The sequence below is a fragment of the Odoribacter sp. N15.MGS-14 genome (assembly GCF_000980245.1).
Classification (GTDB): domain Bacteria; phylum Bacteroidota; class Bacteroidia; order Bacteroidales; family Marinifilaceae; genus Odoribacter; species Odoribacter splanchnicus.
In genome coordinates this window covers 1-636 of record NZ_LARE01000188.1, presented here as the reverse complement: position 1 = coordinate 636, position 636 = coordinate 1, and the positions used below count along the sequence as shown (strand labels likewise).

Below are 636 nucleotides of genomic sequence, written 5' to 3'. Positions count from 1 at the left end.
GCTCCAGAAAGGAGGTGTTCCAGCCGCACCTTCCGGTACGGCTACCTTGTTACGACTTAGCCCCAGTTACCGGTATTACCCTAGCCCGTTCCTCGCGGTCACGATCTTCAGGTACTCCCGGCTTCCATGGCTTGACGGGCGGTGTGTACAAGGCCCGGGAACGTATTCACCGCGCCATGGCTGATGCGCGATTACTAGCGAATCCAACTTCGTGGAGTCGGGTTGCAGACTCCAGTCCGAACTACGACCGGCTTTAGAGATTCGCTCCGGGTCACCCCGTGGCTGCCCTCTGTACCGGCCATTGTAACACGTGTGTCGCCCCGGGTGTAAGGGCCGTGCTGATTTGACGTCATCCCCGCCTTCCTCGCACCTTACGGTGGCAGTCTCGACAGAGTGCCCGGCTTCAACCGATGGCAACTGGCGATAGGGGTTGCGCTCGTTATGGGACTTAACCCGACACCTCACGGCACGAGCTGACGACAACCATGCAGCACCTTGTAAATAGCCCCGAAGGGAAGAAGTGTTTCCACCTCATGCAATCTACATTTAAACCCGGGTAAGGTTCCTCGCGTATCATCGAATTAAACCACATGTTCCTCCGCTTGTGCGGGCCCCCGTCAATTCCTTTGAGTTTCA

The 636-nt window shown here is 57.2% G+C and carries 1 rRNA gene; it reads right to left on the bottom strand.

From position 1 onward, the window contains the following. Positions 1-7: 7 nt before the first annotated feature. Positions 8-636: ribosomal RNA gene (locus WS34_RS15030) — 16S ribosomal RNA — on the bottom strand; the annotation flags it as partial.